Below are 22,722 nucleotides of genomic sequence, written 5' to 3'. Positions count from 1 at the left end.
GTAAAAGATGGCGTATTGGCAACCCTGCGACAGACCGCTTGGGGCTGCGTAAAAAACGGTTCATGCCGGGCAAGCCTAAGCCTGTGGATGTTCAGCTATGCTTGCCGGGCGAAGGGAAACGTGAAGTGGTTCAACACTCGATGGATATCAAGTTCGCCCACCGCTTGTCTTATAAACAAGCCAGATTGACTGTGCTGGTCGGTTTCGTCTTGGGAACCTTGCTCAGCCTGATCCAAATCGGCATTGATTATGCCAGCGAAGACGCATCCATCAACCGTGAAATACGCTCACTGATCGAAATCAGCCATAACCCAGCATCACGTATTGCTTACAACATTGATGCTGAATTGGCCCAGGAACTGACCCTCGGACTGTTGCACTCCCCTGCCATCATTCGTGCGCAGTTGATCGACAACAATGGCGTGGTGCTCGCCGATGTCGACCGGCCTCGTAGAGAAAGCACCTACCGGCCTATCAGTGACTTCATGTTTGGCGCCAACCGCCAGTTCGAAGACCAACTGTTCCTGAGCCATATGCCCAACGACCCACTGGGTGTACTGCGTCTGGATGTAGACACCTACGCCTTCGGCAGCCGGTTCCTACACCGCGCCGAGATCACCCTGCTCAACGGATTCGTACGCAGCCTATTACTGACCGGGATTTTGCTGGGTCTTTTCTACGTGATGCTGACCCAGCCGCTGGTGCGCATCATTCGTGAGTTGAGCACTCGCAAGCAGGCCCACCTGGACTGTCCGCCCGGGCATGAAAATGACGAAATCGGCGTACTGGTGAACGTCGCCAACCAGCAATTTGAAAATATGGAAACCGAAATCCAGCAGCGCCGCCACGCCGAAGACCGACTGACGGAATACCTGGGGCAACTGGAAGATATCGTCTCCGCCCGCACACTTGAACTCAAGGCTAGCAACCAGCGACTGACCCAGTCCAACGATGAGCTCGAAACGGCGAAGATGAATGCAATAGGCATGGCTCAGGCTCGGGCAGCCTTCCTGGCGAACATGAGCCACGAAATCCGCACCCCGCTCAACGGCCTGCTGGGCATGATCGCGCTGTCGCTGGACAGCGCGTTGAATGCTGAGCAGCGCCAGCAACTGTCTATCGCCCATGACTCCGGCAAAGTGCTGGTGGAGTTGCTCAACGACATTCTCGACCTGTCCAAATTCGACGCTGGTCAGTTGGAGCTGGAGCGCATCCCGTTCGACCTTGGCGCACTGATTGAAGATACCGCCAACCTCTTGTCGCAGAATGCCGCACCGAGCGTGGAACTGACGTGTTTGATCGACCCGCAGTTCCCGGCCCAAGTGCTAGGTGACCCGACCCGTGTACGTCAGATCGTCAGCAACTTACTGTCCAACGCTCTGAAGTTCACGCGCTTCGGTCGAGTTGATGTGCGCCTGCGCACTTACGACGGCGGCGTGAGCATTGAGGTCTGCGATACCGGCATCGGCATTGCGCAGGAAGCGCAAGTGAAAATATTCCAGCCGTTCACCCAGGCCGGCGCCGGGATCACTCGTCAGTTTGGCGGGACGGGTCTGGGTCTGGCGTTGACTCACAACCTGTGTGAAGCCATGAAGGGACGGTTGAGTATCAGTTCAGAGGTAGGCTTTGGCAGCCAGTTCTGCGCGCAACTGCCATTACCTACCCACTTGCCCGCCGTGCAGCCACCGCCTCTCACAGGCAAGGTCGTTGCCATCACCAACATCGGCGGTGGCCTGACCGAGTTGCTCACAACTCTGCTGCCCAGTTGGGGCCTTACTCCCCAATGTTTCACCATGGATGACGACTTGAGCGGGCAAACGCCTGACTTGCTGATTACCGACTGCCCTGAATGTCTGTTCCGTATACGACCGGGCATTACCGCGCCCATCCTGCTGGTGACGGCCTATGGCAATTTCATGCCCAGCGAAGAGGTCGCGGCGTTGGCGCCTTTGCACCAGCAAGCACGCCCCTTGAGCCGCAACGCGCTGTACCAGATTCTTCAGCGCAATTTACGCACCGACATGCACCTGGTCCTTGACCCCATCCAACTGGATGCCGCCCCACTCGCGCATCGCGGCTGCATACTCCTGGTGGAGGACAATCCGGTAAACCAACTGGTGGCCAAGGGCATGCTCAGCAAGCTGGGCTGCGAAGTGATAGTGGCCGCCCACGGTGGTGAAGCACTAAAGTTTCTTGAAGAACAACGCTTCGATATGGTGCTGATGGACTGCAACATGCCGGTGATGGATGGCTACGAGGCCAGCCGGCAGATTCGCCGCAGCGGGCGCTGGCCAGACCTGCCGATTGTCGCGCTGACTGCCAACGCCATGCCCGAAGAACGAGAGCGCTGCCGTGCGGCGGGGATGAATGACTATCTGGCTAAACCGTTCCGCCGCGAAGAACTCAATGCGCTGCTGGACCTGTGGGTGCCTCGGACGACAGCGCTCTGATCTGCGCCAATAACTGATCCAGGCCAACGCGCAAGGTGTCTGCCTGATTCAGATCAACCCCACTGTCGCACAACAGCCGAGTCTTCAGAGCGAGGGCCTGATCACGCAGTTCCACGCCGGTGTCACTCAAGCTCAGATGCACCTCCCGTTCATCCTGGGCACTGCGCCGGCGCCGCACCAGTGAAATCTGCTCCAGCCGTTTGAGCAAGGGTGTCAGCGTGCCCGAGTCGAGCATCAGGCGTTCGCCCAGAGCTTTGACTGTCGGCTGCTCAGGGGCTGCGTCGTGCCATTCCCATAACACCAGCATCGCCAGGTATTGCGGATAAGTCAGGCCCAACTGGTCGAGCATCGGCTTATAAGCGCGGGTCACGGCCCGTGAGGCGGCGTAGAGTTTGAAACACAGCTGGTTATCCAGTGCCAGGGACACGGCGGGCAAGTCGGTCATTTGAGCAGGGCTTCGATCTCTTGGGTAAGGTCTTTTGGCTTGGTGGTAGGGCCGAAGCGCTTGACCACCTGGCCGTCACGGCCGATGAGGAACTTGGTGAAGTTCCACTTGATGCCCTTGGACCCCAACAGGCCCGGCGCCTGTTTTTTCAATTGCACGAACAGTGGATGGGCATCGCTGCCATTGACGTCGATCTTCTTGAACAACGGAAAGCTGACACCGAAATTCAGCTCACAGAACGTTGAGATAGCGCCTTCGTCACCGGGCTCCTGCTTGCCGAACTGATTGCAGGGAAAGCCCAGCACCACCAGGCCCTGGTCTTTGTACTGCTGCCAGAGCTGTTCCAGCCCCTTGTACTGAGGGGTGAAGCCGCACTTGCTGGCAGTGTTGACCACCAGCACGGCCTTGCCGGCGAAATCGGCCAAGGTCTTTTGCTCACCCTTGATGGTGGTGCAAGGGATGCTCAGCAGGTCGTTGCTCATGGCAGTGCCTCGATAAAAGCGGAAAGAAGTAGAAACATAGTAGGCAATTCAATTGTGTGCAATTGAATTGATCAAACTGATGATCCGTTATGGGCGCACGTGGTGAGGGAGGATGCTCCCTCACCACGCAGGCTTAACGCGGGACCAGGTCCAGGCACACCGAATTGATGCAATAACGCAGGCCGGTCGGCGGCGGCCCATCCGGGAACACATGGCCCAGGTGCGCGTCACACTTTGCGCAGGTTACCTCGGTACGGATCATGCCGTGGCTGACATCACGAATCTCGATCATCGCGCTGTCGGCAATCGGCGCGTAAAAGCTGGGCCAGCCGCAGCCGGAGTCGAATTTGGTGGTGGAATCGAACAGCGGCTCATTGCAGCAGATGCAGTGGTAAACGCCGTCGGTCTTGGTGCCGTTGTACTTGCCGCTGAAAGGCCGTTCGGTGCCTTTGAGCCGGCACACGTTGTACTGCTCCGGATCGAGCATGGCCTTCCACTCTTCTACGGTTTTCTGCAACTTTTCCATCGGTACACCTCGGCAACTGAAAAAGCCTGATCTGTGTCTTTTCCATGGATCAGGCGGCACGTATGATTGCGCCTCTTCAAAACGCCAGTCTGGCACCCGCGCTATCGGCATTCAAACGTATTTATGGGTGCGGGCCTCGCAGGATTCGCAGTACGGTAGTGCACACACCGTCTGGATCGTTCATTTTCAGGATCACATCGCCATGCAGGTCAGCAAATCGAACAAGCTCGCCAACGTCTGCTACGACATTCGCGGCCCAGTGCTCAAGCACGCCAAACGCCTGGAAGAGGAAGGTCATCGCATCCTCAAGCTGAACATTGGCAATCCGGCGCCTTTTGGTTTCGAAGCACCGGACGAAATCCTCCAGGACGTTATCCGCAACCTGCCTACCGCTCAGGGCTACAGCGACTCCAAAGGCCTGTTCAGCGCGCGTAAAGCGGTGATGCAGTACTACCAGCAGAAGCAGGTGGAAGGCGTCGGTATTGAAGACATCTACCTGGGCAATGGCGTGTCCGAACTGATCGTGATGTCCATGCAGGCCCTGCTGAACAATGGCGACGAAGTGCTGGTACCGGCACCGGACTATCCACTGTGGACCGCTGCCGTGACACTGGCCGGCGGCCACCCGGTGCACTACCTGTGCGACGAAGGCGCCGACTGGTTCCCGGACCTGGCTGACATCAAGGCCAAGATCACTCCGAACACAAAGGCACTGGTGATCATCAACCCGAACAACCCCACCGGCGCGGTGTATTCCAAGGAAGTGCTGCTGGGCATGCTGGAACTGGCACGCCAGCACAACCTGGTGGTGTTCTCCGACGAGATCTACGACAAGATCCTCTACGACGACGCCGTGCACGTATGCACCGCCTCCCTGGCACCGGACCTGTTGTGCCTGACCTTCAACGGCCTGTCCAAGTCCTACCGCGTGGCGGGTTTCCGCTCCGGCTGGATCGCCATCTCCGGTCCCAAGCACAACGCCCAGAGCTACATCGAAGGCATCGACATGCTGGCCAACATGCGCCTGTGTGCCAACGTACCGAGCCAGCATGCGATCCAGACCGCTCTGGGCGGCTACCAGAGCATCAATGACCTGGTACTGCCCCAGGGCCGCCTGCTGGAACAACGCAACCGCACGTGGGAGCTGCTCAATGCGATCCCCGGTGTGAGCTGCGTGAAACCCATGGGTGCGCTGTACGCTTTTCCACGGATAGACCCGAAGGTATGCCCGATCCTCAACGACGAAAAGTTCGTGCTCGACTTGTTGCTGTCGGAAAAGCTGTTGGTGGTTCAGGGCACCGCGTTCAACTGGCCGTGGCCGGATCACTTCCGCGTGGTGACCTTGCCGCGCGTAGATGACTTGGACATGGCGATTGGCCGTATTGGCAATTTCCTCAAGACCTATCGCCAGTAGTAGCATGGCGCTGTACGACCGACATTCGGTCGTACAGCGATTATCTGGCAACACTTCTCTGATCTCGCCCTTTTTCTGTATGGCACTTGCCTCTCTCAAGCCACGTGCCCCCTATAATTGCAGGGTTGTGAGGCAAAAAGTGGGGCATCTCTGGTGACATTCCTAGTCGGAAAATCCCTTCAAAGCTCTACATTCAGGCTGTAGGACACAGTTTGAAATAGTCGCTCGGTTGAATCACCCCATGCCGCACCTTATATACCCCGCAGTACGCGACATATTAAGCATGAGGAGAACTCTACAACCATGATGCGCATCCTGCTGTTCTTGGCCACTAACCTGGCGGTCGTGCTGATTGCCAGCATCACCCTGAGCCTTTTCGGCTTCAACGGGTTCATGGCGGCCAACGGGGTTGATCTGAACCTCAATCAGCTGCTGATTTTCTGTGCGGTCTTTGGTTTTGCAGGCTCGCTGTTCTCGCTGTTCATCTCCAAGTGGATGGCGAAGATGAGCACCAGCACCCAAGTCATCACCCAACCACGCACTCGCCATGAACAATGGCTGATGCAAACCGTGGAGCAGTTGTCTCAAGAAGCAGGTATCAAAATGCCCGAAGTCGGGATTTTCCCTGCTTATGAGGCCAATGCCTTTGCGACGGGCTGGAACAAGAACGACGCGCTCGTGGCCGTCAGTCAGGGCTTGCTCGAACGCTTCTCACCCGATGAAGTAAAGGCAGTACTCGCGCACGAAATTGGTCACGTAGCCAACGGCGACATGATTACCCTTGCGCTGGTACAGGGTGTGGTCAACACCTTCGTGATGTTCTTTGCGCGAATTATCGGTAACTTTGTGGACAAAGTAATCTTCAAGAACGAAGGCGGTCGCGGTATCGCCTACTTCGTGGCGACCATCTTTGCCGAAGTGGTGCTGGGCTTCCTGGCCAGTGCGATCGTGATGTGGTTCTCGCGCAAACGAGAGTTCCGCGCAGACGAAGCCGGGGCGCGCCTGGCAGGCACCAATGCAATGATCAGCGCGCTGCAACGCTTGCGTTCCGAACAGGGCCTGCCAGTGCATATGCCTGACAGCCTGACCGCCTTTGGCATCAACGGCGGCATCAAACAGGGTTTGGCTCGTATGTTCATGAGCCACCCACCACTGGAAGAGCGTATTGACGCGCTTCGTCGTCGGGGCTGATACCTGGTAATGCAAAAAAGGGGCGATCTGATCGCCCCTTTTTTTGTGGGCACAGTTTTATGCCCGCGCGACTCTGTAGACCCGCTCGTCCAAGCCCGTGACGCCGTCCTGCACGAACTTCCAGCTCTCACCCAGAATGTCTTGCTTCTCGATCACCTGCAGGCTCCAGTGTGCTCCCAACAGTACCTTTACCTCTTCATCCGTCACCGCAAACGGTGGGCCTGCCTTTTGCGTCTGGTCGTAGTCGAGGGTGATCAGCAAACCCTGGCAGCCTGGACGTAGCATGTTGTTCAACTGCTCGGTGTATTGCGAGCGCATCAACGGCGGCAAGGCGATCAGAGCGGCACGGTCATAGACCGCAGTGCAATCAGCCGGAACCTCAGCGTCGAGGGCGAAGAAATCGCCGCACCACACTTCGATCAAATCAGCCTGATACACCGTGAACACACCGCGCTGAGTGATTCGCGGCGTCAGGCTCTGCTCGCTGAAGAAGGCTTCAACCGCCTGTTCTGATAGCTCAACGCCGAGTACCCGATGACCCTGGGTGGCCAGCCACATCAGGTCCAGGCTTTTGCCACACAGCGGCACCAGTACCTTGGCGCCCTCCGCGAGCGCCAACGAAGGCCAATGCCGTTCTAAATAAGGATTAACCTCAGGCAAATGAAAGCCGAGCTGGTTTCTCGCCCAGCGCTCCTGCCAAAACTTGGGCTCCATGGAATCACCTCCGATAATTCGATCAAAACGCGCTAAAACTTATATTAGATTTAGATCAATGATCTGATTGAAGATGGCTACATGTTAACGCTCAGGACTCTTCTTATGTTCCCCAGCCTGTTTATCTCCCACGGTTCGCCCATGCTTGCCCTTCAACCCGGCGCCAGCGGACCGGCTTTGCAACGCCTGGCTGCCGAAATGCCCCGCCCTAAGGCGATAGTGGTGGTATCGGCACACTGGGAAAGCCACGATTTACTGGTCAGCGGCAGCGCCGCACCCGAAACCTGGCACGACTTCGGCGGCTTCCCCCGCGAGCTGTTTGCCGTGCAATACCCCGCACCGGGCAACCCACAGTTGGCGGGAGAGATCGTCGGGCTGCTGCGCGCCGACGGCCTGAATGCACGCATCGACGACCAGCGCCCCTTCGACCATGGCACCTGGGTGCCTCTGTCGCTGATGTACCCCGCGGCGGATATCCCAGTCGTGCAGGTATCCTTGCCCAGCCGCATGGGCCCTGCCCTGCAGACGCGAGTCGGGCATGCCTTGACCAGTTTGCGCGAGGAAGGCGTACTGCTGATCGGTTCCGGCAGCATCACGCATAATCTGGGCGAACTGGACTGGCACGCAGGGCCTGAAAGCATCGAACCTTGGGCGCGGGGCTTCCGGGATTGGGTGGTGGATAAGCTCGCTGCCAACGATGAAGCCGCGTTGCACGACTATCGGCGCCAAGCGCCCCACGCCGTGCGCAGCCATCCAAGCGATGAACATCTGTTGCCGCTGTACTTTGCGCGTGGCGCTGGTGGGGACTTCAGCATCGCGCACCAAGGCTTCACCATGGGTGCCTTGGGCATGGACATTTACCGCTTCGGCTAACTCTTTATTGTTAAAACAGCGGCGCAAAAAAATCCCCGAACCAGTCGGGGATTTTTTATGTGTGATCAATCAGCCCAAGGGCGGATCAATCTTCGCGGTAGCGACGCAGCTTCAACTGCTTACCGGCAACGCGAGTGTCTTTCAGCTTGGTCAGCAGCTTCTCCAGACCGTCTTCCGGCAGCTCCACCAGGGAGAAACTGTCACGGACCTGGATACGGCCGATCGCTTCACGTGCCAGGCCACCCTCATTCAGGATAGCGCCCAGCAGGTTCTTGGCAGCGATACCATCACGCGCGCCCAGCGCGGTACGGCAACGAGCACGACCTTCAGCCAATGGAACCGGAGCACGACGCTCACGATCACCACGGTCTGGACGGTCGCCGGTACGCTCTGGACGATCACCGCGTGGCGCGTTGTTCGGTACCAGTGGGCGCTCTTTCTCGATAGCTGCCAGGGTCAGGGCCTGACCGTTTGTAGCCTTGCGCAGCAGGGCAGCAGCCAGGGCACGTGGAGTGCAACCGATATCGGCGGTCAGGCGGTCCAGCAGGTCGCCGTGAGTCGATTCAGCGTCAGCCACCAGAGGCGACAGGCTGTTGGTCAGTTTCTTGATGCGGGCATCGAGAACGGCCTGGGCATCCGGCAGGCGGACTTCGGCAACTTTCTGACCGGTTACGCGCTCGATCACTTGCAGCATGCGGCGCTCACGTGGAGTCACCAGCAGCAGTGCACGACCTTCGCGACCGGCACGGCCTGTACGGCCGATACGGTGAACGTAGGATTCTGGATCGTAAGGCATGTCAACGTTGAACACGTGGGTGATACGCGGAACGTCGAGACCACGAGCCGCTACGTCGGTCGCAACAACGATGTCCAGACGGCCATCCTTGAGGGAGTCGATCACGCGCTCACGTTGGTTCTGGGCAATGTCACCGTTCAGCGCAGCGGCTTTATAGCCTTTGGCTTCCAGGGCACTGGCCAAGTCCAGGGTCGCTTGCTTGGTGCGCACGAACATGATCAAGGCGTCGAAGTCTTCGACTTCCAGCAGGCTCAATACAGCCGAGGTCTTCTGGTCAGCGTGAACCAACAGGTGAGCCTGTTCGATCGCGGTAACGGTCTGAGTCTTGGTCTGGATCTTCACGTGTTGCGGATCGCGCAGATGGCGCTCGGCAATGGCACGGATCGACTGTGGCAGGGTGGCCGAGAACAGTACGGTCTGACGGGTCGGTGGCAGTGCCTTGAAGATGACTTCCAGGTCATCCATGAAGCCCAGCTTCAACATTTCGTCAGCTTCGTCGAGAACCAGGTGGTTCACGGTCGACAGTACTTTTTCGTCGCGACGCAGGTGGTCGCACAGACGGCCTGGGGTAGCCACGACGATCTGAGCGCCATTACGGATGGCTTTCAGTTGCGGGCCCATCGGCGCGCCGCCGTAAACGGCAACAACGGTAACGCCCGGCATTTGCTTGGCGTAGGTTTCAAAAGCGGTTGCTACTTGCAGCGCCAACTCACGGGTTGGCGCCAGGATCAGGGCTTGCGGCTCGCGCTTGGCAGGATCGATGCAGTGCAGGATAGGCAGGGCGAACGCGGCGGTTTTACCGGTACCGGTTTGCGCCTGGCCAATCATGTCTTGGCCGGCCATGATGATCGGGATCGATTGCTGCTGAATCGCCGAAGGTTCTTCGTAGCCGGTCGCAATGACGGCAGCAAGAATGTTCGGGTTAAGATTAAAAGCGGCGAAGCCGCCGGTTTCCTGGGTCATGGGTCTGCCTCTAAGTGCATCCGCAAAGACCCATGCTCCAAAGCTGCGCATGCCGTGTTGAGACTCAAGAGTCGCCCTGGCTGCTTTGTCGGCGGGGATTTGCGAAAACGAATGAATGAAAAAGATTCGTTAAGGAAGAGTCCGCTGTGCGGACATGCAGCCGAAGCTGACTTCGGGGAATTGCGCTACCTAAACGCGGCCCGGTTAAAGGCCGGCGCGCACTATACCGGAAATACTTGAAAAAGGGAGCTTTTTTTATCGCAAAGCACCGATAAACCGTGGTGCGTCACAGTCTTTGCAGATAACCCTGCCAGGGTCTATTTTTCAAAGGCCCGGCCCTGTTGGTCATAAGGCTTAAACGATTCACCCTTAGACCAAGACCTTTGGTCTGAAACCCTTCTCTCCACCCGAGGGCACACCCAATGAATCACGCCAGCAGCAGCCGCGTCAGCCGTGAACTCCAGAGCCATGTCCTGCTGTTGGGCCTGGACCGGGTGGCCAAGCGCAACGCCTTCGACCTGGATTTGCTCAATGAGCTGAGCTTGGCTTATGGCGAATTTGATCGAAACGATGACGCACGAGTGGCCGTAGTATTTGCCCATGGCGACCACTTCACCGCCGGCCTGGACCTGGCCAATGTCAGCGGGGTAATGGCGGGCGGCTGGCAACCGCCGCTGGGAGGCTGTGATCCCTGGGGCGTTTTCGCAGGCCCCAGGGTCAGTAAACCGGTGATCGTCGCCGCCCAGGGCTACTGCCTCACCATTGGTATCGAGTTGATGCTCGCGGCGGATATCAACCTGTGTGCGAGCAATACCCGCTTTGCGCAGATGGAAGTACAGCGCGGGATCTTTCCGTTTGGCGGTGCGACATTGCGCTTTCATCAGATCGCCGGCTGGGGCAACGCCATGCGCTGGCTGCTGACCGGCGACGAGTTCGACGCCCATGAAGCCCTGCGCCTGGGTTTGGTGCAGGAAGTCATGGCCAGTGAAGACCTGCTGCCCCGCGCCATCGAACTGGCCAGTCGCATCGCGCGCCAGGCGCCGCTTGGCGTCCAGGCCACCTTGATGTCGGCCCGCCTGGCGCGTGTGGAAGGCGAAACCGTTGCGGCCGCCGCGCTGCCGCCGATGGTGGATAAATTGCTGAACAGCGAGGATGCCAAGGAAGGCCTGCGCGCGATGGTCGAGAAGCGGCCGGGGGTATTCAAGGGCATTTGAGTCGCCTATACCGACGCCATCGGGGCAAGCTCCCTCCCACATTTGAAATGAGTTCCAAGTGTGGGACGTGCGGTGCGACGATTCGACTCGCCCCCGATGGCGTCGGTACAGGCGACTACGTAGCCGGCCGAATCGCCTTGATCAAGGGCTGCAACGAATACCCCAGACGCGGCGCCAACAACTCAGCCCGAGTAGAAAGGGCATCAAGATCCAGCTCCTGATCCAGCTCCGAAGGGACCAGCAAAATCACATTGCCCTCCTTCACCGGCAGTTCCCAGTAGTGCCGGTGATACAACCCACGCAACAACGCCGCGCCCAGCGGTTTGCCGTCGTCAGTCGCCCACTGATTGATCACCAGCCAGCCGCCGGGGTTGAGTTTCTTCTGGCAGTTTTCCAGGAAGGTCCACGCCAAGTGCCCAACGCCGGGGCCGACATCGGTATAGAGGTCGACGAAAATCAAGTCCGCCGATTCAGCGGTCTCCAGCAACTCCAGGGCGTCGCCGATGCGGATGTACAGGCGCGGATCATCGTCCAGCCCCAGGTACTCAATGGCCAGGCGCGGCACATCGGGGCGCAGCTCGATGGCTTCGACGTCTTCCAGCGGGAGGAACTTGAGGCACGCCTGGGTCAACGTACCGGCGCCCAGACCGAGGAACAAGGCGCTCTCCGGCTGTTCATGGCACAACGCGCCGATCAGCATCGCGCGGGTGTAGTCGTACTCCAGCCAGCTCGGATCTGCAGTGAACACGCAGCTTTGCTCAATGGCGTCGCCGAATTCGAGAAACCGGTAATCGGCCACTTCGAGCACACGGATCATGCCGAAGTCATCATGAACTTCGGCGAGCAGGCGCTCGACACGCTCCTCTGTCATCACTACTCCTAACGGGTTTGCTGTACGGCAAAGGCGCGATTGTCGGCCAACCGGCAGCAGCAGGTCACGCACTAATTGCTGATAACATTGGCGCCCGACCGTCAATCAGCCAATCGAGTTCATGATGAGCCAACCCTGGAGCCCCGACAGCTGGCGCGCCCTGCCGATCCAGCAACAACCCCAGTACCCGGACGCTGCACACCTGTTGCGGGTGGAGCAGAGTCTGGCCAGCTACCCGCCGCTGGTGTTTGCCGGGGAAGCCCGCGAGTTGCGCCGCCAGTTTGCCGAAGTGACCCAGGGTCGCGCCTTCCTGTTACAAGGCGGCGACTGCGCCGAGAGTTTCGTCGAGTTTTCCGCCGCGAAAATCCGCGACACCTTCAAGGTATTGTTGCAGATGGCGATTGTGATGACCTTCGCCGCCGGCTGCCCAGTGGTGAAAGTCGGGCGCATGGCCGGCCAGTTCGCCAAGCCGCGCTCGGCCAACGATGAGACCATCGACGGCATCACCCTGCCCGCCTACCGTGGCGATATCGTCAACGGCATCGGCTTCGACGAAAAAAGCCGTGTACCCGATCCGGACCGCCTGCTGCAGTCGTATCACCAATCCACCGCTACCCTCAACCTGCTGCGCGCCTTCGCCCAGGGCGGTTTCGCCGACCTGCATCAGGTGCACCAGTGGAACCTGGACTTTATCGCCAACTCCGCCTTGGCAGAGAAGTACAGCCAACTGGCAAACCGCATCGACGAGACCCTGGCCTTTATGCGCGCCTGCGGCATGGACAGCTCGCCGCAGTTGCGCGAAACGAGCTTTTTCACCGCCCATGAAGCGCTGCTGCTCAACTACGAACAAGCCTTCGTGCGTCGCGACAGTCTGACCAACGACTATTACGACTGCTCGGCCCACATGCTGTGGATCGGCGACCGCACACGTCAGTTGGATGGCGCTCACGTCGAATTCCTGCGCGGGGTGAACAACCCGATCGGAGTCAAGGTCGGCCCGAGCATGAACCCGGAGGATCTTATCCGCCTGATCGACATCCTCAATCCGAACAACGATCCGGGCCGCCTGAACCTGATCGCGCGCATGGGCGCAGGCAAGGTCGGCGACCATCTACCCAACCTGATCCGCGCCGTGCAGCGCGAGGGCAAGCAGGTACTGTGGAGCTCGGACCCGATGCACGGGAACACCATCAAGGCCAGCAGCGGCTACAAGACCCGCGACTTTGCGCAGATCCTCGGCGAAGTGAAGGAGTTCTTCCAGGTGCACCAGGCCGAGGGCAGCTATGCCGGCGGGATTCATATCGAGATGACCGGGCAGAACGTCACAGAGTGCATCGGCGGCGCGCGCCCGATCACCGAAGATGGCTTGTCGGACCGCTACCACACCCATTGCGACCCTAGGATGAATGCCGATCAGTCGCTGGAGTTGGCGTTCCTGATTGCCGAAACGCTGAAGCAAGTCAAACGCTGAAATTTTAGTTGGCAGAATTGAGGCCATCGGGAGCAAGCTCCCTCCCACAGGGAAACGCATTCCAAGTGGGAGGGCGCTTGCTCCCGATGGCGCCCTAGAAACCAGCGCCGCCATTGAGCATCGCAAGCCGCAACCGAGCGGCGCTCGGGCGCTGGCAATTGAGCTCTACCTGTTCCAGCCCCAACCAATCGGCCATCTGCCGCAGGTTCAGCGCAAGCGCAAGCATCCCTTCATCATCCAACCCCGGCTCTTCCTCGTGCACCGCATGCACCGCCAAACGCCCGTTGGCGCGCTCCGCTCGCAGGTCCACCCGCGCGGCAATACGTTCGTTGTGCATAAACGGCAGCACGTAATAGCCATACACCCGTTTGTCTTGCGGGGTGTAGATCTCAAGCCGGTAACGGAAATCGAAAAGGCGCTCTGTGCGGCTGCGCTCCCAAATCAGCGAATCGAACGGCGACAGCAGCGCACTCACCGATACTTTGCGCGGCACTTTCGGTTCTGGCAGGCAGTAAGCCAGTTGCTTCCAGCCTTGCACCTCGCACACCAGCAATTGCCCCTCTTCGACCAATTCGGCCAGACGCTTGCGACTGTCGGCGGGATCGAGGCGGAAGTAATCACGCAGGTCTTTTTCGGTGCCCACCCCCAAGGCGGTGGCGCTGTGCAACAACAAGCCGCGTTGGGCCTCGGCTTCAGTCAACGGGGCTTGCTTAAGGATGTCGCCAGGGATGACACGCTCGGGCAAGTCGTAAAGGCGCTCGAAACCACGACGACCGGCAACGGTCACCAGGCCGGCGGCGAACAACCATTCAAGCGCGTGCTTTTCATTACTCCAGTCCCACCAGGGACCTGCGCGCTCTTCGCGGGTGGACAGGCTACCGGCACCGAGGGCGCCTTGCTGTTCGACGGTCTTCAGCACACGCTGAATGATGGACTGCTGCTCCCTTCCGAAGCGCGCCATCTGCGAATAGATGCCTTGCCCCTGCTGCGCCCGCGCCATGCGCCAACCCATCAAGGGGTACATCGCCATGGGCAACAGCGAGGCTTCATGCCCCCAATATTCGAAGAGCGAACGCCGCCGGCCCTGGCTCCAAGCGGCCTGCTCAAGCAGTAAAGGAGAATAGCGACCCAGACGGGAAAACAGCGGAAGGTAATGGGAACGCACCACAGCGTTGACCGAATCAATCTGCAATACACCGAGGCGTTCGATCAGTCGATTGAGGTGCGCGGACTTGATCTCTGCAGGCGGCTGGCGCCCGGAAAAACCTTGGGCCGCCAGCGCCATGCGTCGAGCTTGCTTGAGGGAAAAAGACTGGTCGGCGGGCATGGGAATCTCCTTGAAGGCGCGCGACCTACCCTACTGCATCCGGAGTCATTTTCGCAGCGGGTCTTCCCAGAAGTGCAGATGGCTCTCCTGTTCCACATCGGCGCGGCTGAGGCCGATGTCCTTGAGCGCTTCATCGCTCATGCTCGCCAGCATTCGGCGCTCTTCGTGCAATGCTTGCCAGCGGGCTACGGTTTGAAACAACCCGGCAAACGGCCACTTCGCCATCAACGCAAAACCATTCTGACCTTTCATCTTCTCGCCCTCCCTTGGGGATGACGTCAGTGTGTGCGTGGCACTATGATCAATCCAACGAATGTTTCTTATGCAATACATCTCTGGGATTGATCAATGTCCAGCTACCCAAGCATCGACACTGAAGTGCTGCGCACCTTCGTCGCCATCGCCGATCAAGGCGGTTTTACCCGCGCTGGCGAACTGGTCAACCGCACTCAATCGGCGGTGAGCATGCAGATGAAGCGCCTCGAAGAAGACGTGTTGCAGCGCAAACTATTCGAGCGCGACGGCAGGCAGGTGCGTCTAACGCCCGAGGGCCAAGTACTGTTGGGATATGCGCGGCGAATCCTGAAACTGCATAGCGAGGTGTTCAACACCCTGCGCGAGCCGCATATGGTGGGGCTGGTACGGATCGGCACGCCGGACGACTACGTAATGCGCTTCCTTCCGGGAATCCTCAAGCAATTTTCCAAAGCGTACCCGCTGATCCAAATCGAACTGCATTGCGAGTCGTCAACGGTGCTGATGCAGCGACGCGACCTGGCACTGACGGTAATCAGCCGCGAACCTGGCAAAGAAATCGGCGAACTGTTGCGCACTGAACGGATGGTCTGGGCAGCAGCACCCTGCTTTTGCGTGGAGGACCACGATGCTGTGCCCCTGGCAGTCTCCGGCGCCGACTGCCTGTACACACAGTGGACCCGCGCCGCTCTGGATGCTTCCGGCCGAGACTATCGCCTGGCGTACCACAGCACCAACGTGGCGGCGATCCAGGCGGTGGTGAGTGCCGGCCTGGCCGCGATGATCTGCATGGAAAGCCTGGTGACTGAAGACTTGCGCGTACTCGGCAGCGACGAGGGTTTCCCACCGCTGCCCTCGATGAATCTGCACTTGCTGCGCAACCCGCAAATCACCTCGCCAATCACCGAGTGCCTGGCCGAGTACATCCTGGAAGGCTTCAGACTTTAAAGGTCAGCATCACCGCACACACCACCAGGAAACCGCAGAACAGGCCACGCAACAGGCGCTCGGGTAATGCGTGGGCAACTTTCACGCCCCAACTGATACTGAGCAGGCCACCGACCGCCAGGGGTATGCCGATCATCCAGTCCACTTCGTGGTGCCAGGCGTAGGTGACGAGGGTCACGCCCGTGCTGGGCAAAGCCAAGGCCAGGGACAAGCCTTGAGCGACTACTTGGGTGGTGCCGAACACACTGGTCAGCACCGGAGTGGCGACCACCGCGCCGCCGACACCAAACAGGCCGCCCATGGAGCCGGATACGGCGCCCAGCACCCCGAGCCAGGGCCAGGAATAACGCATTTGCGCGGTCGGCGGCGCGTTGCGGGTGAACATGCGCAGCAGGTTGTAGCCCGACAACGCCACCAGAAAGGCAATAAAGCCAATCCGCATCGCGCCGGCATCAAGGCCTACCGCCCAGATCGAGCCCAGCCAGGCAAAGCTGAAACCCATAGTCCCAAGCGGCAGCGCGTGACGCAGTTCAATTCGGTTGCGCTGGTGGTAACGCCACAGGGCGAGCATCACATTTGGCACTACCATCACCAGCGCGGTGCCCTGAGCAATTTGTTGATCCAGGCCAAACAATACGCCGAGCACCGGGATCGCAATCAGCCCACCGCCAATGCCAAACAACCCGCCCACCGTGCCCAAGGCAGCGCCCAGCACCAGGTACATCGCTAAATCCCACACCGCTCATTACTCCACAATCCCAGGCTCTGCATGCTACGCAGTCGGCCCTGGCGCGGAAACGCACAGCAACGCACAATGGCTGTGCCAATTTTGCACAAGCACTCAGCCATGAACCCCAATACCCTCACTGATCAGTTGAGCCTGTTTCTAGATGTCCTCGAAACCGGCAGCTTTTCCGCAGCTGCACGCCGCCACCCACTGACGCCCTCCGCGGTGGCGCGGCGCATCGACAGCCTGGAAAGCTCAGTGGGTAGCCGCTTGTTCCAACGCAGCACTCATGCGGTAGTGCCGACGCCCGCTGGCCTGGCGTTTGCCGAGCGGGCGCGGCGGATTGTCAGCGAATTGCAACTGGCGCGCGCCGAAGCGGTGTCCCTAAGCCATGCGCCGGAAGGCTTGATCCGCGTGGATGCGCCCGCGGCGTTTGGTCGACGGCATCTGGCACCGGTGATTGCGGACTTTCTGAAGGTCTACCCCGGCCTGGACGTGCACCTGCATCTGATCGACAGTTTTGTGGATATGCAGGGTGCGCACTTGGGCAAGGTGGATCTGGTACTGCGGGCCGGGCATATCGTCGACACCCGGTTGATCGCCACGCCCTTGGCCAGCATCGTGCGCATCGCCTGCGCCAGTCCCGCCTACCTCAAAAGCCGCGGCACGCCGACACATCCCCGAGAGTTGAGTGACCATGACGGCTTGGACTGGGATGGCCTGGCGCCGATGTTCGCGTGGCGCTTCGAGTTGGACGGGCGCCGCGCAACCTATCGCCCGCGGCGCATCCGCATGAGCGCCAACAATGCCGAAGCGCTGCTCTCAGGCGCGTTGGCCGGGTTGGGCATCGCCCACCTGCCCACTTGGCTGGCCAGCGAATACCTGGTGCGTGGCGAATTGCTGCCGCTGTTTTGCGAAGATGGCCTACCCAGCCCGGAAACCAGCGGAATCTATGCGCTGCGACTGGAACAGCAGGCCAACGCGCGCAGCCGCTTGCTGCTGGAGTACCTCAAATCCCGTTTCAGTCCAGTGCCGCCATGGGATCTGGCGCTACAGAGCGGCCTGGTCTGAGCGCCTGGACCGAATTATCTGGCGCATTAAAGATTTGCCCGCTAGATTTCAGCCCATATACGTTTTTAAGGCACCGCCATGAGCAAAAACCCTGATCCGTGCGAATCCCTGATGCTGAATAACCAACTGTGTTTCGCCTTGCACTCCACTTCATTGCTTATGACCAAGGTCTACAAGCCTCTGCTGCAAGCTCTCGGCCTGACGTACCCGCAGTACTTAGCCATGATGGTGCTGTGGGAAGAGGACGGTTTGACTGTCGGCGAAATCAGCAGCCGCCTGCTGACGGACCCTGGCTCACTGACGCCACTGCTCAAGCGCCTGGAGGCCGAAGGCCTTCTCAGCCGCACCCGCAGCCGCGAAGATGAACGGGTGGTGGTGGTGGAATTGACTGCCGCGGGACGTGCCTTGCAGGACAAGGCAATGGGTATTCCGCAGTGCATCCTCGGGGCCAGCGGTTTGGAATTGGAGCAGTTGCGCAAGCTGCAAGCTGATCTGATTGCGTTGCGCAGTAACCTGCAAGGCGCCGTTTAGCCACCCTCACGCATTGACTTGCAGCACTCCCCGGAAAACATTTCAAAAATTATCTTGCGCGCTAAACATTAGCACTATACATTTGCCCCCACAAACTAATTAGCGCGCAAATATTTTGCGAAACACTAGACCGAGGACGACACCATGCAAACTCTCTACACCGCAGTAGCCACCGCCACCGGCGGACGTGATGGTCGCGCTGTTTCCAGCGATAACATTCTCGACGTTAAGCTCTCCACGCCTAAAGAGCTGGGCGGCGCCGGTGGCCAAGCCACTAACCCGGAACAACTGTTCGCTGCTGGCTACTCGGCCTGCTTTATCGGCGCGCTGAAATTCGTTGCCAGCCAGACCAAACGCAAAATCCCGGACGACGCCTCGATCACTGCCCACGTAGGCATCGGCCAGATCCCCGGCGGTTTCGGCTTGGACATCGACCTGCACATCAGCCTGCCAGGCCTGGCCCAGGATGACGCGCAAAGCCTGGTCGATGCGGCTCACCAAGTCTGCCCGTACTCCAACGCCACCCGTGGCAACGTCGATGTGCGCCTGCATGTAACCGTATGAAAAACACCCGCCCATAAAAAAACCCGACGTGAAGTCGGGTTTTTTTATGGGCGGAGCCAGAATTACTTCTTGGCGCGGCCTTTGTACGAACCGCCTTCGCGGGTGTCGATCTCGATCAGGTCGTCGATTTCGATGAAATCAGCTACTTGCAGCTCGGTACCGTTAGCCAGCTTGGCAGGCTTCATCACCTTGCCCGAAGTGTCGCCGCGAGCGGAGCCTTCGGTGTAGGCAACTTTACGCACGATAGTGGTTGGCAGTTCAACGGAAACCAAACGCTCTTCGAAGAAGATCGCTTCGCAGATATCTTCCATACCTTCTTCCACGAACGGCAGAACGGCTTCGATGTCTTCAGCGTTCAGCTCGTACATGGTGTAGTCAGTGGTGTCCATGAACGTGTAGGTGTCGCCGCTGATGAAGGACAGGGTCGCTTCTTTGCGGTCGAGGATTACGTCGTCCAGTTTGTCATCGGCGCTGTAGACGATCTCGGTCTTGTAACCGGTCAGCAGGTTCTTCAGCTTGGTCTTCATGATTGCGCTGTTACGACCAGACTTGGTGAACTCAGCTTTCTGAACCAGCCAAGGGTCGTTTTCGAGACGGATCACTGTACCGGGTTTCAGTTCTTTACCAGTTTTCATTGCATATATCCGAAATTTGGATGGGATTTACAAAAATCAAGGTGGCGTATCATATCCAACTTTCATAAAACTGTACCAGCGCCGTCGCAAGATCAGCCTGCAAGCCCTGTTCCAGACACCACGTTTCGGCGTGTTGAGTGACTTCCGGCCAGTGCTCCAACAATTTTTTCCACAGCTGTGCCATGTCACCCTCGGTGTTCCAAGCCTGCCAAAGCGCGACCAATGCCGCCTTCGCGGCTGGTGATAAGGCGGCGGTGTACAACTCCAGGAAGGCATCTAGCTTGTCGAGGTGTATGTCTTCGTCCTGACGGTAGATGTGCCACAGCAACGGGCGCCCCGCCCATTGGGCGCGGACGAACGAGTCTTCACCGCGCACTGCGTTAAAGTCACAGCACCACAGCAGGTGGTCATATTGCTCCTGACGCACGAACGGCAGCACCTGCACGGTCATAGACTTACGTTGATGAATATCGCCCGCGACGAGCCCTCCTACACCGAGCCAGCGCTGTACGTCACCGAGGATGCGGCCCTCCGGCACCAGTAGATGAGTGGCACGCCCGTCCGTCGATAAGACGTCCAGCCATCCGGCGAGACCAGCGTTTTCGTAGGCAAACAGTGAGAACAGCCGCGCACCATCATCCGGAATCACACCCAAGGTTTGCAGAAATTGTCGCTGCGCAGCGACATCCAGTTGAAAAGCGTGACGTTTTTCCAGCAACCCCGCCTCACGGAGCAAACCGCCAGTACCAGGTCGGAAGCCGGGGAAAAAGAAGTACTTCTGTACTCCCTTGAACTTCACCGACGGCAGGCGATGGCAGCCCACCACCCAGTCCTCGGCACTGAGGTAATCCAGGTTCATCCACAACGGCGTGCGCTCACGCTCGGCCATGGCTTCCATATACTCAAGCGGTAACTGGCAGGCGAAAGCGGCAATCACCACATCTCCGGCAGGAGTTGGCGACCATTGGGCTGGCCAGTGGTGTACATCAACGCCCTCCTGCCACTGTTGCTCCCGCTGCACATCCACCTCGGGGCACATGCGTTCGAAGGCCCGCAGGTCATCAACCCACAAGCGCACCTCGCAGCCATGCTCCACCACCAATTGCCGGGCCAGCCGCCAAGTCACGCCGATGTCGCCGAAGTTATCGACAACGCTGCAAAAAATATCCCAGCGGGCTTTCATTCCGGGCTCCAACGCTCAAAGGCTCGATTGTCCGCATAAATGCGCCGATGCAGAAGGCTTGATCGCGATTATTCTGCACAGTGGCTGTGCGACAATCGCCGCTACGCCGCAAATGCCCGCCAGGAGGCCATCATGTCGGATCAATCGTTGTCGCTGCTCAAGCTGTGCATCGCTATCGCCTTGGGTGTATGGCTGGGGTTTATCGCCATTGCGCTGACCACCTGGCTGGCGTCGAGCTACCTGTTCCCGCAAAGCCTTGCGCCGGTGGCGCAGGCAGTCCAGCAATTGGGCAAGCCGACCGTTGTCGCGCCTGAGCCACCCAACCGTATGTTCGAGCAGTACCAGCAGAACCTGCACAAGCAGGAACAGCAACAAGCCCTGGACCAGGCACGTAACAACGCACGTAACCTGTCCAACCCCAAATGCCAGTTCTGGCTGCAACAGGACCAGAATGCGCCCAATGAAAAGAGCCGGGCCAATGTCCTGCAATTCTGCGAATGATCAAGCACAACCATGAATAAGCACGCCGTCCTCCAGTTGATCCTGGAAAAACTCACTGTCGATCTCGATATCGCCCAGCGCGCCGCGCAGACCGCCTACGAAACCGCGACTCACGAAGAGAACATCGCGGAAAACAAATACGACACCCTGGGGTTGGAGGCTTCGTATCTCGCGGCCGGGCAGGCCAAACGGGTCGAGGAAATCAAGCAAGCGCTCGCGCTGTGCCAGAACCTGCAGTTGCGTGCCTACGATGATCAACGAGGCATAGAAGTCGGCGCGCTATTGGGCCTGGAGGACGAGAACGGTCGCCAGCAATGGCTATTCCTGGCGCCTGATGCTGCAGGCTTGAGGGTGGATGTGGTCGGGCAACCGGTGACTGTCATCACCCCGCGCTCGCCCATGGGCAAAAGCCTGCTGGGCAAGTTCGAAGGCGATGAGGTAGAGATTCTGGTGGCAGGCGCCCGGCAACTGTTTACGGTTACCGAGGCCCGATAAACCACTCAGTGGACGGGCAATTCAACGCCATCGAACAGCTCTTCCAGTTCCTGTTTGTTATGGCACTGGATCGCCTTGGCCATCACTTCGCGGGTCAGGTGCGGCGCAAACTTCTCGATGAAGTCGCACATGAACCCACGCAGGAACGTGCCACGCCGGAAGCCGATCTTGGTCACGCTGGATTCGAACAACTCGCTGGCGTCGAGAACCACCAGGTCTTTGTCGAGGTTGGTGTCGACGGCCATCTTGGCGACGATACCCACGCCGAGGCCCAGGCGCACGTAAGTCTTGATCACGTCGGCGTCGGCGGCGGTGAACACCACTTTCGGTGTGAGGCCGCGATGGCTGAAAGCTTCGTCGAGCTTGGAGCGGCCAGTGAAACCGAACACGTAGGTCACGATCGGGTATTCAGCCAGGGCTTCGAGGGTCAGCTTCGGCAGTTTGGCCAACGGGTGCCCCTGCGGTACCACAACGCAACGGTTCCAGCGGTAGCACGGCATCATCACCAGGTCACCGAACAGCTCCAGGGCTTCGGTGGCGATGGCAAAATCGACGGTGCCATCAGCAGCCATCTCGGCGATTTGCATCGGCGAGCCCTGGTGCATGTGCAAGGCCACGTCCGGGTATTGCTTGATGAAATCGCGGATCACCGGAGGCAATGCATAACGCGCCTGGGTGTGGGTGGTGGCGATCGATAGAGTGCCTTTTTTCTCGTTGGAAAATTCCTGAGCGATCTGCTTGATGCTTTCGACTTTACGCAGGATCTCGCCGGCAGTAGTGATGATGCGCTCACCAGCCGGGGTGACACGGGTTAGATGCTTGCCGCTGCGCGCGAACACTTCGACGCCCAGCTCGTCTTCGAGCAGGCGTATCTGCTTGCTGATACCGGGTTGCGAGGTGTACAGGCTTTGAGCGGTAGCGGAAACGTTGAGGTCGTGGTGCGCCACTTCCCAGATGTAGCGCAGTTGTTGAAGCTTCATATGTGTCCCTCAAAGCAGATAGACGCCACGGGTATCAGCGACGGTATATAACTATATTAAAGGTTAGACGGATAAATCTAGAACTTCTTATCGTT

General features: G+C 59.0%; 24 protein-coding genes. 12 read left to right on the top strand and 12 right to left on the bottom strand.

The genetic code is table 11. From position 1 onward, the window contains the following. Positions 1-140 precede the first annotated feature (140 nt). Positions 141-2,450: a hybrid sensor histidine kinase/response regulator gene (locus LRO94_RS09235; RefSeq protein WP_032889297.1), complete on the top strand. Its 2,310-nt coding sequence runs from the start codon at positions 141-143 to the stop codon at positions 2,448-2,450. On the opposite strand, the gene LRO94_RS09230 is transcribed toward LRO94_RS09235, so the two are convergent. From LRO94_RS09230 to msrB, 3 genes are all read right to left on the bottom strand, one after another. Then, entirely contained in the window at positions 2,404-2,895 is a 492-nt protein-coding gene (locus tag LRO94_RS09230) for a MarR family winged helix-turn-helix transcriptional regulator (protein ID WP_179179322.1), read from the bottom strand. The two genes, LRO94_RS09235 and LRO94_RS09230, sit on opposite strands and share 47 nt — an antisense overlap. After that, positions 2,892-3,377 carry a glutathione peroxidase gene (locus LRO94_RS09225; RefSeq protein ID WP_032889060.1) on the bottom strand — a complete coding sequence of 162 codons (486 nt, stop codon included), beginning with the start codon at positions 3,375-3,377 and terminating at the stop codon, positions 2,892-2,894. Before LRO94_RS09225 ends, LRO94_RS09230 begins: the two co-directional genes overlap by 4 nt. A 133-nt stretch (positions 3,378-3,510) precedes the next feature. After that, the gene (gene msrB / locus LRO94_RS09220; protein WP_032889057.1) at positions 3,511-3,903 is read right to left on the bottom strand and encodes a peptide-methionine (R)-S-oxide reductase MsrB; all 393 of its coding nucleotides are present in this window, start codon (positions 3,901-3,903) and stop codon (positions 3,511-3,513) included. Between the two features lie 202 nt (positions 3,904-4,105). Here msrB and LRO94_RS09215 point away from each other — a divergent pair, with 202 nt between their 5' ends. Together LRO94_RS09215 and htpX are read left to right on the top strand one after the other, a co-directional pair. After that, positions 4,106-5,317 carry a pyridoxal phosphate-dependent aminotransferase gene (locus LRO94_RS09215; RefSeq protein ID WP_032889055.1) on the top strand — a complete coding sequence of 404 codons (1,212 nt, stop codon included), beginning with the start codon at positions 4,106-4,108 and terminating at the stop codon, positions 5,315-5,317. A gap of 303 nt (positions 5,318-5,620) precedes the next feature. Next, positions 5,621-6,508 (top strand): protease HtpX, encoded by an 888-nt coding sequence (gene htpX / locus LRO94_RS09210; protein WP_032889053.1) that lies wholly within the window; start codon positions 5,621-5,623, stop codon positions 6,506-6,508. A gap of 57 nt (positions 6,509-6,565) precedes the next feature. Here htpX and LRO94_RS09205 read toward each other — a convergent pair whose 3' ends face one another. Continuing rightward, entirely contained in the window at positions 6,566-7,222 is a 657-nt protein-coding gene (locus tag LRO94_RS09205; protein ID WP_179179323.1) for a thiopurine S-methyltransferase, read from the bottom strand. 105 nt (positions 7,223-7,327) lie between these two features. Here LRO94_RS09205 and LRO94_RS09200 point away from each other — a divergent pair, with 105 nt between their 5' ends. Next, positions 7,328-8,095 (top strand): DODA-type extradiol aromatic ring-opening family dioxygenase, encoded by a 768-nt coding sequence (locus LRO94_RS09200; protein WP_032889047.1) that lies wholly within the window; start codon positions 7,328-7,330, stop codon positions 8,093-8,095. A gap of 85 nt (positions 8,096-8,180) precedes the next feature. On the opposite strand, the gene LRO94_RS09195 is transcribed toward LRO94_RS09200, so the two are convergent. Then, complete coding sequence (locus LRO94_RS09195; protein WP_027606997.1) at positions 8,181-9,854, bottom strand: DEAD/DEAH box helicase; 1,674 nt, start codon at positions 9,852-9,854, stop codon at positions 8,181-8,183. Between the two features lie 422 nt (positions 9,855-10,276). Here LRO94_RS09195 and LRO94_RS09190 point away from each other — a divergent pair, with 422 nt between their 5' ends. Next, positions 10,277-11,068: a crotonase/enoyl-CoA hydratase family protein gene (locus tag LRO94_RS09190; RefSeq protein ID WP_179179324.1), complete on the top strand. Its 792-nt coding sequence runs from the start codon at positions 10,277-10,279 to the stop codon at positions 11,066-11,068. Between the two features lie 115 nt (positions 11,069-11,183). Here the strand turns inward: LRO94_RS09190 and LRO94_RS09185 are convergent, their stop codons facing one another. After that, complete coding sequence (locus tag LRO94_RS09185) at positions 11,184-11,939, bottom strand: spermidine synthase (RefSeq protein ID WP_032889040.1); 756 nt, start codon at positions 11,937-11,939, stop codon at positions 11,184-11,186. Positions 11,940-12,063: 124 nt separating this feature from the next. Between LRO94_RS09185 and LRO94_RS09180 the strand changes: the two genes are divergently transcribed. After that, on the top strand, positions 12,064-13,410 hold the full coding sequence (locus LRO94_RS09180; RefSeq protein WP_032889037.1) for a class II 3-deoxy-7-phosphoheptulonate synthase: 1,347 nt from the start codon (positions 12,064-12,066) through the stop codon (positions 13,408-13,410). 94 nt (positions 13,411-13,504) lie between these two features. Here the strand turns inward: LRO94_RS09180 and LRO94_RS09175 are convergent, their stop codons facing one another. Continuing rightward, positions 13,505-14,737 carry a winged helix-turn-helix domain-containing protein gene (locus LRO94_RS09175; RefSeq protein WP_179179325.1) on the bottom strand — a complete coding sequence of 411 codons (1,233 nt, stop codon included), beginning with the start codon at positions 14,735-14,737 and terminating at the stop codon, positions 13,505-13,507. A 45-nt stretch (positions 14,738-14,782) separates the two neighbouring features. Then, complete coding sequence (locus LRO94_RS09170) at positions 14,783-14,989, bottom strand: DUF1127 domain-containing protein (RefSeq protein ID WP_233896991.1); 207 nt, start codon at positions 14,987-14,989, stop codon at positions 14,783-14,785. Positions 14,990-15,085: 96 nt separating this feature from the next. Here LRO94_RS09170 and LRO94_RS09165 point away from each other — a divergent pair, with 96 nt between their 5' ends. Next, a complete protein-coding gene (locus tag LRO94_RS09165) occupies positions 15,086-15,940 on the top strand; it encodes a LysR family transcriptional regulator (protein ID WP_032889029.1) in 855 nt (284 codons plus the stop codon). On the opposite strand, the gene LRO94_RS09160 is transcribed toward LRO94_RS09165, so the two are convergent. Next, positions 15,930-16,679: a sulfite exporter TauE/SafE family protein gene (locus LRO94_RS09160; RefSeq protein WP_179179326.1), complete on the bottom strand. Its 750-nt coding sequence runs from the start codon at positions 16,677-16,679 to the stop codon at positions 15,930-15,932. The genes LRO94_RS09165 and LRO94_RS09160 overlap by 11 nt on opposite strands. Positions 16,680-16,787: 108 nt before the next feature. Between LRO94_RS09160 and LRO94_RS09155 the strand changes: the two genes are divergently transcribed. The 3 genes from LRO94_RS09155 to LRO94_RS09145 all read left to right on the top strand — a co-directional run bounded on the left by LRO94_RS09155 (position 16,788) and on the right by LRO94_RS09145 (position 18,833). Further along, positions 16,788-17,738, top strand: coding sequence for a LysR family transcriptional regulator (locus tag LRO94_RS09155; RefSeq protein ID WP_179179327.1), 951 nt, complete (start codon positions 16,788-16,790; stop codon positions 17,736-17,738). 78 nt (positions 17,739-17,816) lie between these two features. Next, positions 17,817-18,269, top strand: coding sequence for a MarR family winged helix-turn-helix transcriptional regulator (locus LRO94_RS09150; protein WP_032889020.1), 453 nt, complete (start codon positions 17,817-17,819; stop codon positions 18,267-18,269). A gap of 144 nt (positions 18,270-18,413) precedes the next feature. Next, positions 18,414-18,833, top strand: coding sequence for an organic hydroperoxide resistance protein (locus tag LRO94_RS09145; RefSeq protein ID WP_010176159.1), 420 nt, complete (start codon positions 18,414-18,416; stop codon positions 18,831-18,833). A 62-nt stretch (positions 18,834-18,895) separates the two neighbouring features. Here the strand turns inward: LRO94_RS09145 and LRO94_RS09140 are convergent, their stop codons facing one another. Continuing rightward, positions 18,896-19,468 carry an elongation factor P gene (locus LRO94_RS09140; protein ID WP_032889016.1) on the bottom strand — a complete coding sequence of 191 codons (573 nt, stop codon included), beginning with the start codon at positions 19,466-19,468 and terminating at the stop codon, positions 18,896-18,898. A 49-nt stretch (positions 19,469-19,517) separates the two neighbouring features. Beyond that, the gene (earP, locus tag LRO94_RS09135; protein WP_179179328.1) at positions 19,518-20,651 is read right to left on the bottom strand and encodes an elongation factor P maturation arginine rhamnosyltransferase EarP; all 1,134 of its coding nucleotides are present in this window, start codon (positions 20,649-20,651) and stop codon (positions 19,518-19,520) included. A 132-nt stretch (positions 20,652-20,783) separates the two neighbouring features. On the opposite strand from earP, the gene LRO94_RS09130 reads away from it, so the two are divergent. Both LRO94_RS09130 and LRO94_RS09125 read left to right on the top strand, forming a co-directional pair. Beyond that, on the top strand, positions 20,784-21,152 hold the full coding sequence (locus tag LRO94_RS09130; RefSeq protein ID WP_032889011.1) for a hypothetical protein: 369 nt from the start codon (positions 20,784-20,786) through the stop codon (positions 21,150-21,152). Positions 21,153-21,164: 12 nt separating this feature from the next. Continuing rightward, the gene (locus LRO94_RS09125) at positions 21,165-21,647 is read left to right on the top strand and encodes a GreA/GreB family elongation factor (protein WP_122764963.1); all 483 of its coding nucleotides are present in this window, start codon (positions 21,165-21,167) and stop codon (positions 21,645-21,647) included. A 5-nt stretch (positions 21,648-21,652) separates the two neighbouring features. Here the strand turns inward: LRO94_RS09125 and cysB are convergent, their stop codons facing one another. After that, entirely contained in the window at positions 21,653-22,627 is a 975-nt protein-coding gene (cysB, locus tag LRO94_RS09120) for an HTH-type transcriptional regulator CysB (protein WP_003189876.1), read from the bottom strand. Between the last annotated feature and the right edge of the window lie 95 nt (positions 22,628-22,722).

Origin of the sequence: Pseudomonas sivasensis (assembly GCF_021391435.1) — a bacterium.
In the GTDB taxonomy this organism is placed as follows: domain Bacteria; phylum Pseudomonadota; class Gammaproteobacteria; order Pseudomonadales; family Pseudomonadaceae; genus Aquipseudomonas; species Aquipseudomonas sivasensis.
This window is presented reverse-complemented; position numbering and strand designations above follow the sequence as displayed.